This window comes from Streptomyces sp. NPDC058469 (assembly GCF_042721125.1).
Lineage (GTDB): Bacteria > Actinomycetota > Actinomycetes > Streptomycetales > Streptomycetaceae > Streptomyces.
Genome location: NZ_JBHXME010000273.1, coordinates 1 through 8,279, shown reverse-complemented (window position 1 = coordinate 8,279; position 8,279 = coordinate 1). Strand labels below are relative to the sequence as shown.

The following is an 8,279-nucleotide window of genomic DNA, read 5'->3' as shown; positions in this document are numbered from 1 at the left end:
GCCGTTCCCGGCCTGGAACCGTCCTATCCGGCCGAAGCCGATGGGGGGGCCGGTCAGTCGGCGAGGCCGGCGGTCTGTTCCGTCTGTTCGGCTTGTCCGGCCTGGACGGCGTGCGGCTTGGCGGGCTGCTTGAGTCCGCGCGGCATGAGGAATGCCGTGACGGCGGCGCCCACCACCGCGACGATCCCGCTGGTGATCGCCGCGGCATGGAGGCCGGAACCGAAGGCGTCGACGGCCTTGGCCGCGAGGCCGGTGTCGCCGATCCTGGCGGTGGTGGCCAGTGCGCTGCCGAGCGAGTCGTGGACGTTCGACCGGTCGGCCGGGCTCAGCGCGTCGAGGGACGGCAGCGCTCCCTGGTAGGCCGAGGTCATCGCCGTGCCGAGGATCGCGACGCCGACCGCGCCGCCGACCTGGAGCGCGGTGTCGTTGACCGCCGAGGCGGTCCCTGCCTGGTTCTCGGGGGCGTTGGCGAGGATGCCGTCGACCGACGGCGGGATGGACAGGCCGATGCCGAAGCCCATGACGCCGAGGCTGATGAGGACGGTCGTCTCGGCGTCGACGTCGGCGGTCGCCAGGGCGAACGCGCCCGCCCCGATGAGCAGCATCCCCAGGATGATGGTGGCCTTGTCACCGATCATCTTTACGACGTTCGGAGCCAGCGGCGACGAGATGACCAGCGTGATGATCGCCAGCATGCGGACGCCGGAGGCGAGCGGGTCGTGGGCCCGGGCGATCTGGAAGTACTGGGTGAGCACGAAGAGGCTGCCGAACAGCGCGAACGCCTGGCAGGACAGGGCGGCGGCGGAGCCGCTGAACCGCCGGTTGGCGAAGAGCGACAGCGGCAGCATCGGGTGGGCCGTGCGGGCCTCCCAGGCGACGAACCCGCACAGGAGTACCACCCCGCCGATCAGCGAGGCGAGGGTGGTGGCGCTGCCCCAGCCGTCCGCCGGAGCCTCGATAAGCCCGTAGACGAGCAGCACCAGGCCGCCGACCGCCAGGAACGCGCCGATGAGGTCGAGCGTGATGGCCTTCGGCGCACGCCAGGACGGGATGAGTACGAAGCCGCCGATCAGGGCGAGCCCGACGACCGGGACGTTGATCAGGAAGATCGAGCCCCACCAGTAGTGGTTGAGCAGCAGGCCGCCGATGACGGGGCCGAGCGGGATGCCGATCCCGGCGGCGCCGGACCACACGCCGATCGCCTTGGCCCGCTCCTCGGGCGGGAAGACCTGCTTGATGATGGCGAGGGTGGCGGGCATGACCATCGCCGAGCCGAGCCCCATGCCGGCCCGGAACGTGATGAGGGTGCCGGGGCCGCTCGCGAAGGCGGCGGCGACGGAGAAGCCGAGGATGAGGACGAGCCCCCCCAGCAGCATGATCTTGTGGCCGAAGCGGTCCCCGAGGGTTCCCGCGAGCAGCAGCAGCCCGCCGAAGGTCAGGGTGTAGGCGTCGACCGACCACTGCATCTGGCCGACGGTGGCCCCGAGATCCTCTTGGATCTTCGGCACCGCCATCGCGATGACCAGGGCGTCGAGTCCGCTGATCACTAAGCAGAGGCTCAGTACGGCGAGGATCGCCCAGCGCCGTTTGTGAACGGTAGCGGCATCCATGAGGGGTGTCTCCTTGAGAGAGGAAGCGCCGGTCAGTGGACCGGCGTTGCCACCGGGGGCAGCCCGAGCCCGAGCCCGAGCACGGTCAGCTCCACCATCTGGTGGAGCCTGCGGTGCAGTGATTCGGCCGGGGCGTCGGCCTGGCTGATGCCGACGACGGTGTCGAGAAGGAGGTCGGCGCAGTCGCGCGCCGAGATGACCCTGCCGAGTTGAGCGAGCTCGGCGGACGACGCCGCGAGCTGCTCCTCGATCAGGTCGGCAAAGCGGATCTTGAAGGAGACCATCAGGTCGGCCGCGACGAGCCCGGCCTCGGTGAGCAGCTCGGTCCGGAACTCGGCGTTGACCGAGCCCACGACGAGTTCGAGCTTGACCGACAGGGCCGCGTACACCCTGTCGGCCAGGGTGGTCTGCCTGGCCGCGGCGTCCCGGGCGGTGTCCAGCACGCCGTCGAGCATGCGAGCCCCCATCGCGCGGAAAATGTCCTCCCGCCCGCTGAAGTGCTGATAGAGCGCCGGTCGCGAGATGCCCGCGGCCTGCGCGATCAGCTCCATGGAGGCCCTGCGGTAGCCGTAATGGCCGAAGACCTTCAAGGCGGCGGTGAGGATCTCGTCACGCCGATCCTCAGGCGTCTTCCTCGATGTCATGCTGACACTATGACGTCAGGGTGTCAGAGTGTCAACCGCCTGGATGGGCTGCGGCACCCGGAGGCCCCGCAGCCCGCCGTCGATGACGTGGGCGGTCCCCGTCGTGGCCGCTGAGAGCGGTCCCGACAGGTGGCAGATCGCCTCGGCGACCTCGTCCGCGGTGATGAGCCGACCGTTGGGCTGCCGCGCGTGGACGGCTTTCAACGCGGCCTCCGGGTCGGGCGCGGCGGCGAGTTCCCGCCGCACCCACGGGGTGTCGACCGGGCCCGGCGCGACGCAGTTGACGCGCACGCCCTCGCCGAGCAGGTCGGCCGCCATCGACAGGGTCAGCGAGTACAGCGCGCCCTTGGACGAGCCGTAGACCGCCCCGCCCGGCATCCCCACCAGCGCCGTGATCGAGCAGGTGTTGACGATCGCCGGATTCCGCCCGGCCCTCGCCGATTCGCGCAGCCACGGCATGGCCGCCCTGCTGACCCGGACCGTTCCGAGGACGTTCACCTCGAACACCCGCCGCCACTCGTCCAGCCCGTTGGCCTCGAACGAGCCGCGAGCCAGCAGCCCGGCATGGTTGACCAGTACGTCGATGCCGCCGAGTCGCTCGGCCGCCGCCGCGACCACCTCGGCGATCCCGTCATCGGAGATGTCGCCCCACAGGCCGGTCAGCGGGCCGTCGACGGCGGACGGGTCCAGGTCGACGCAGACCACGGACGCGCCGCGGGCGGCGAGCATCCGGGCCGTCGCCAGTCCGATCCCCGAGCCCCCGCCGGTCACCACGGCGGACAGGCCGGTGAACGGTGCGACGGGGTCCACCGGCCTCGGGGCCGTCATGAGGTCCGCCGGCCCTTCACCGGGAAGCTGCCGAATATCCCCGCCTTGGTCTTGCCGTTCATCTCGTCGCCCTCGACCTCGACGGTGAATGTGAGGGTGATCTTCATCGGCTTGCGGACCTTGACCTTCCACGAGGCGGTCGCGCCGTCCATCGCGCCCCCGATGATCTCGGGGTCGATCTCACGGCCTTCCGCGGTCCCGGTGCCGGTCAGCTCCGATCCCGCGGCTTTCAGATCGAAGTCGAACTCCTGCTGTCCCATCGCGCTGTCGAGAGTCAGATGCCACGTTCCGTCGACGCCCATATTCGCTCCCTGTCCGTGTGAATTACTGCGCTCCGGCCAGGAGCGTAGATCGGCGAATTGACGTCCCAGAAGCCCCTACCGCCCCCTAGCCGGGCCGGCCACCCTGCGGAAATGGGGTCGGTAGGGGTTTCTACCCCTGCAGCGGGATGCGAGCGTGGTCCACGTTCGAACCTTGGTGTCTATGAAGATCAAGAGGCGAAATGGAACAGCCGACAGCGTTCAACGTTCTTCGCGGTTCCTCGACCGCGGATCTGATTCTCGCTTCGGATTTCGCCGCCACGACGGGGCGGACCGTGGGCTCTTTCAGCGACCTGATCCCGAGGCTCAAGACGGGCTACGCGGTCTGGGAGACCCGGCCGCCCGCGCCCGGCGACAGGTCCGCCGACGACCATCTGGACCGGTGGGCCGCCGACGTCCGCGCGTCCGGCCTGACCGTCCGGGCGGTCCTGGGGTACTGCGTCGGCAGCGTGTTCGGCGCCGGGCTGGTCGAGCGGGTGTCGGCCTGGCAGGAGCCGCCGATGCTGATCGTTTTCGACCCTGAGGTGCCGCACCCCGCGCTGCTGCACCGCCACTACCTGGACGCCGTCACCGCGCTCGCAGGGTTCATGACCGCCGCGCAGGTCGAGCCGGCCCGCCGCGAGGGCGACGTCGCGCTCGCGGAGAAGCTCGCGATGACGGAACTGGCCAAAGTGCTCAGCGATCTCGTCGTCGCGCACGGAGAGCCGGCCCTCTCCGGGATCGGCCTGGCCGCCGACCGGTCGGCCGAACTGCTCGGCGGGTTCCGCGCCTTCCTGTCCTACCTGGTGTCGGCGGCCGAACTCGACCCGAGCCGCGGCTGGGCCGCGGCGACCGCGATCACCTCGGCCACCGAGCACAACGGCCTGAACACCCTGCCCGCCGACCGGCGCGAGGGCGCCGTCGCTCGGGAGATCCGATTCGACCTGCCGCACCCCGAACTGCTGCGCGACCCCGATGTCGCCGCCGCCGTCGAGGGTCTGCTGACCGAAAGGGAGCGATGACCGGCACCGCGCAGGCCGAGGCCACGGCCTCGGTCAAGCAAGAGGCGCTCTGGCTGCTGGACCGCATGGTCCCGGACGGAGTGCCGAACAATCTCGCGTTCGCGTTCCGCACCGATGGCCGGCTGCTGCCCGCCGCCGTCGGCGACGCGCTGACCGCCCTGATCCAGCGGCACGAGTCCCTGCGGACCGTGTACCGGGCGGAGGGGGCGGCCCTCGTCCGGACGGTCCTGGCCGGCGCGGTGCGGGCCCCGGAGGTCACCCGGATCGCCTCGGCGGGCGGCGTCCCCGAGGAGGAGCTGGCGCCGTTCGTCGCCGAGCCGTTCGCGTTCGCGGGCGAGCCGCTGATCCGCGCAGCCGTCCTCTCCGGCGAGCACGCCGACGTCCTGTGCTTCGTCGTCCACCACCTCGTCTTCGACGCCACGTCGATCCCGGTGTTCGTCGAGGAGTTCGCCGCCGCCTACACCGCGCTCGCCGCGGGCAGGCCGATCCCGTCCGACCTGGCCGCGGTGGTCCCCGCACTGCAGGACCCGCCCGTCACCGCGGAGAGCGAGCGGTACTGGGACGAGCGCCTCGCCGGGCTGGTGGCCGGCCCCGCCGACCTGTGGTGCGGCCGCTCGGACGTGCCCGCGCCGACCCTGGCGGGCGACCATCTTCTGCGCGCCCTGCCGGAACCGGTCATCGCGGCCGTCCGGCGGATCCAGCGCACGGTCCGCGCCCCGCAGACGGTCGTCCTCCTCGCCGCCTACCTACTGCTGCTCGACGCGCACGGCGCCGGTCCCGACCTGGTGGTCGGCGTCCCGGCGAGCACCCGACCGAGGACCGACCCCCAGGCGATCGGCTACCACGTCAACGTGCTGCCGCTGCGGACCCGTGTCGACCGCGACGAGACCGTACGGGACTTCGTCCGCCGTGTCCGCGACCTCTACTTCGACGCCCTCGTGCACGCCGACGTCCCGGTGGACGAGCTGACCCGCCGTGCCGGGCGCTCCGGCGACTCCTGGCGGACCATGCTGTTCCAGCACGCCTTCAACCACGTGGAGGGTCTCGGCATCCCGGCGTTCGCCCTCGACGGGCTCAAGGCCGAGCCGCTGCACTTGGAGAACGGCTCCGCCAAGTTCGACCTCGAGATGTTCGTGATGTCGGCGCCCGACGCCGTCCGGATCCGGGCGGTCTACCGGACGGAGCTGTTCGACCGGGACGACGTCGACCTCATGCTGGACCGCTACGAACGGCTCCTGACGGCCCTCGACGCCGATCCCGGCGCGACCATCGGCTCGCTGAGGGCGTGGAGCGACCGCGACCACACCGTGATCGGCGCCGCGAACGCCACCGAGGCTGCCCCCGCGGACGGCGTGCTGGGCGCGATCCACGCCCGCGCCGTCCAGGATCCCGCCGCCCCCGCCGTCCTGGACGGCGACCGCACCGTCACCAGGGGCGGCCTCTGGGCGGGGGCGCTGGTCGTCCGCGACCTCCTGGAAGGGACGGGACCCGGCGACGTCGTCGCGGTCGCCGCTCCCCGCGGGCCGGAACTGGCCGCCGCCGTCCTCGGCGTCTGGCTGACCGGCGCCGCGTACCTTCCGATCGACCCCGACCATCCGGCGTCCCGGATCACCCACCAGCTGGCCGACTCCGGAGCGGGAACGCTCCTGTGGCACGGGCGCAAGCCCGCTGTCGAGGCCCCGGACGTCCGGGAGATCCCTGAGGTGCCCGGCGAGGGCGGCGTCCCCGTGGGCCCGGCCCCGGACGACGACCAGGCCGCGCTCGCCTACCTCATGTACACCTCGGGCTCCACCGGCAGGCCGAAGGGCACCCTGGTCGCACGGGCCGCGCTGGCGAACCTCGTCGCCCACTTCGCCGAGGAGCTCGGCGCGGACTCCGGGCACGCGATGGTGTGGCTGACCACGTTCGCGTTCGACATCTCGGGACTGGAGCTGTTCGTCCCGCTGGCCTCGGGCGGCCGCGTCATCGTCGCCCCCGACCGGGCGAGGGTCGACGGCGGAGTCCTCGCCGCGGTGATCGAGCGGCACGGCGCCCACGCCGTCCAGGCGACCCCCACGACCTGGCGGGCGGTCCTGGACGAGGCGGGCCCGGCACTGGGCGGCAGGCAGGTGCTGAGCGGCGGCGAGCCGCTGGCGCCCGAGCTGGCCAGGCGCCTGCTGGAGACCGGCTGCGAGCTGCACCACGTCTACGGCCCGACCGAGACGACGATCTGGTCGACGTCGGCGGTCGTGCCGGGGCCGATCGGCGCCAGGATGGACGTCGGGCGGCCGATCCGCGACACCCGCGTGCTGGTCCTCGACCCGCACGGCAGGCCGCTGCCGATCGGCGTGCGCGGCGAGCTGTGCATCGCCGGAGGCGGTCTCGCCGACGGCTACCACGGCCGCCCCGACCTGACCGCCGAGCGGTTCCCCGACGTTCCCGGGCTCGGCCGCCTCTACCGGACCGGGGACACCGCCTGCTGGCAGGCCGACGGGAGCCTCGTCCTGCTGGGCCGCGGCGACCGGCAGATCAAGCTGCGCGGCAACCGGATCGAGCTGGGTGAGATCGAGTCGATCCTGGCCGGGCATCCCGATCTGCGGTCGGTGGCCGTCGTCCTCGACGGCGATCCGACCGGCGACGGCCGGCTGGTCGCGTTCGTGACCGCCGCCGGGACGGCCCCGTCCCCCGACGAGCTGTGGCGCTGGGCCGGTGAGCGGCTGCCCCGCTCGATGGTCCCGGCCGAGTTCGCGGAGCTGGCGGAGTTTCCCAAGACCGCCAACGACAAGATCGACTATCCGGCGCTGACCCGCCTCCTGGCCGGCCGCGCCGTGCCCGCCGCCCGCTCGGGCGGCGAGCCTGCCGACAGCGACGAGCTCGTGACAGCCCTGCTGGGCATCTGGCGTGAGCTGCTCGACCTCCCCGACCCCGACGGCCACACCAACTTCTTCCTCAGCGGCGGGAACTCGCTGCAGGGCGCGCTGCTGGGACAGCGGGTCGAGGAGCTGACCGCTGTGACGCTGCCGCTCGCGGAGATCTTCGAACATCCGACGCCGCTGGCGCTCGCCGCCAGGATCTGTGGAGGAGGAGGCAGCCTGTGAAATACCAGGTCCTTGGTCCCATCAAGCTGGTCGACGCCGACACGGTGCACCTGGTCCAGGCCCAGAAGATGGGGACGGCGCTCGCGGCGCTGCTGGCGCAGGTGAACCAGGTCGTCTCGACCAAGCAGCTCATCGAGGAGATATGGGACGGGGACCCGCCGCTGCGTGCCGTTCCCGCCTTGCACGTCTACATCTCGCAGCTGCGCAAGCTCCTGCCCAGGCGCGGCGACGGGGAGAGCCCGATCGTCACGCAGGCGCCCGGCTACGTGCTGCGGGCCGCCCCCGAGGACATCGACTACCTGCTGTTCCAGGACCTCGTCCGGGTGGGCCGCGGCGAGCTGCGGCGGGATCGTTGCGAGGACGCGCTCGTGATGTTCGAGCAGGCTCTCGCGCTGTGGCGCGGCCCGATGCTCAGCGGGCTGCCGCTCGGGCCGACGGGCCGCGGCCTCGTGACCCGGGTCGAGGAGATCCGGGTGGAGTGCCTGGAGCGGCTCGTCGAGGCCAAGCTGATCCTGGGCGGCCATCGGGAGCTGGTCAGCTTCCTCTACGGCCTGATCAACGAGTATCCGCTGAACGAGGTCTTCTACGAGCAGCTGATGCGGGCGCTGTTCAGCTCTGGGCGGCGCGCCGACGCGCTGCGCGTCTACCGGAGCGCGTGGGACACCCTCGACCGGGAGCTCGGCCTCGAACCGGGGTCGGGGCTCCGCGAGGCGCAGCGGACGATCCTGGCCCGTGACTCGGGGCGGCTCCGCGTCGCCGGCTGAACTTTCTCGAAAGGCCGCGGGCCCGGGGAGTGATC

At 72.0% G+C, this 8,279-nt stretch carries 7 protein-coding genes; 3 read left to right on the top strand and 4 right to left on the bottom strand.

Annotated features, from left to right (window positions below):
* Positions 1-53: 53 nt before the first annotated feature.
* Genes ACFWP5_RS50745 through ACFWP5_RS50730 form a run of 4 tightly spaced genes read right to left on the bottom strand, consistent with a single transcriptional unit; the run spans position 54 to position 3,384 of the window.
* A complete protein-coding gene (locus ACFWP5_RS50745) occupies positions 54-1,610 on the bottom strand; it encodes an MFS transporter (protein ID WP_384173687.1) in 1,557 nt (518 codons plus the stop codon).
* Between the two features lie 32 nt (positions 1,611-1,642).
* Positions 1,643-2,254, bottom strand: coding sequence for a TetR/AcrR family transcriptional regulator (locus ACFWP5_RS50740; RefSeq protein ID WP_384173684.1), 612 nt, complete (start codon positions 2,252-2,254; stop codon positions 1,643-1,645).
* Positions 2,255-2,269: 15 nt separating this feature from the next.
* Positions 2,270-3,082 carry an SDR family NAD(P)-dependent oxidoreductase gene (locus ACFWP5_RS50735; protein WP_384173681.1) on the bottom strand — a complete coding sequence of 271 codons (813 nt, stop codon included), beginning with the start codon at positions 3,080-3,082 and terminating at the stop codon, positions 2,270-2,272.
* Positions 3,079-3,384, bottom strand: coding sequence for a hypothetical protein (locus ACFWP5_RS50730; RefSeq protein WP_043687803.1), 306 nt, complete (start codon positions 3,382-3,384; stop codon positions 3,079-3,081). The genes ACFWP5_RS50735 and ACFWP5_RS50730 overlap by 4 nt, the downstream gene beginning before the upstream one ends.
* Before the next feature lie 293 nt (positions 3,385-3,677).
* Here ACFWP5_RS50730 and ACFWP5_RS50725 point away from each other — a divergent pair, with 293 nt between their 5' ends.
* Genes ACFWP5_RS50725 through ACFWP5_RS50715 form a run of 3 tightly spaced genes read left to right on the top strand, consistent with a single transcriptional unit; the run spans position 3,678 to position 8,244 of the window.
* Positions 3,678-4,403 (top strand): hypothetical protein, encoded by a 726-nt coding sequence (locus tag ACFWP5_RS50725; protein WP_384173678.1) that lies wholly within the window; start codon positions 3,678-3,680, stop codon positions 4,401-4,403.
* Entirely contained in the window at positions 4,400-7,480 is a 3,081-nt protein-coding gene (locus ACFWP5_RS50720; RefSeq protein ID WP_384173675.1) for an amino acid adenylation domain-containing protein, read from the top strand. Before ACFWP5_RS50725 ends, ACFWP5_RS50720 begins: the two co-directional genes overlap by 4 nt.
* Positions 7,477-8,244, top strand: coding sequence for a BTAD domain-containing putative transcriptional regulator (locus ACFWP5_RS50715; RefSeq protein WP_384173672.1), 768 nt, complete (start codon positions 7,477-7,479; stop codon positions 8,242-8,244). Before ACFWP5_RS50720 ends, ACFWP5_RS50715 begins: the two co-directional genes overlap by 4 nt.
* The last annotated feature ends 35 nt before the right edge of the window (positions 8,245-8,279 follow it).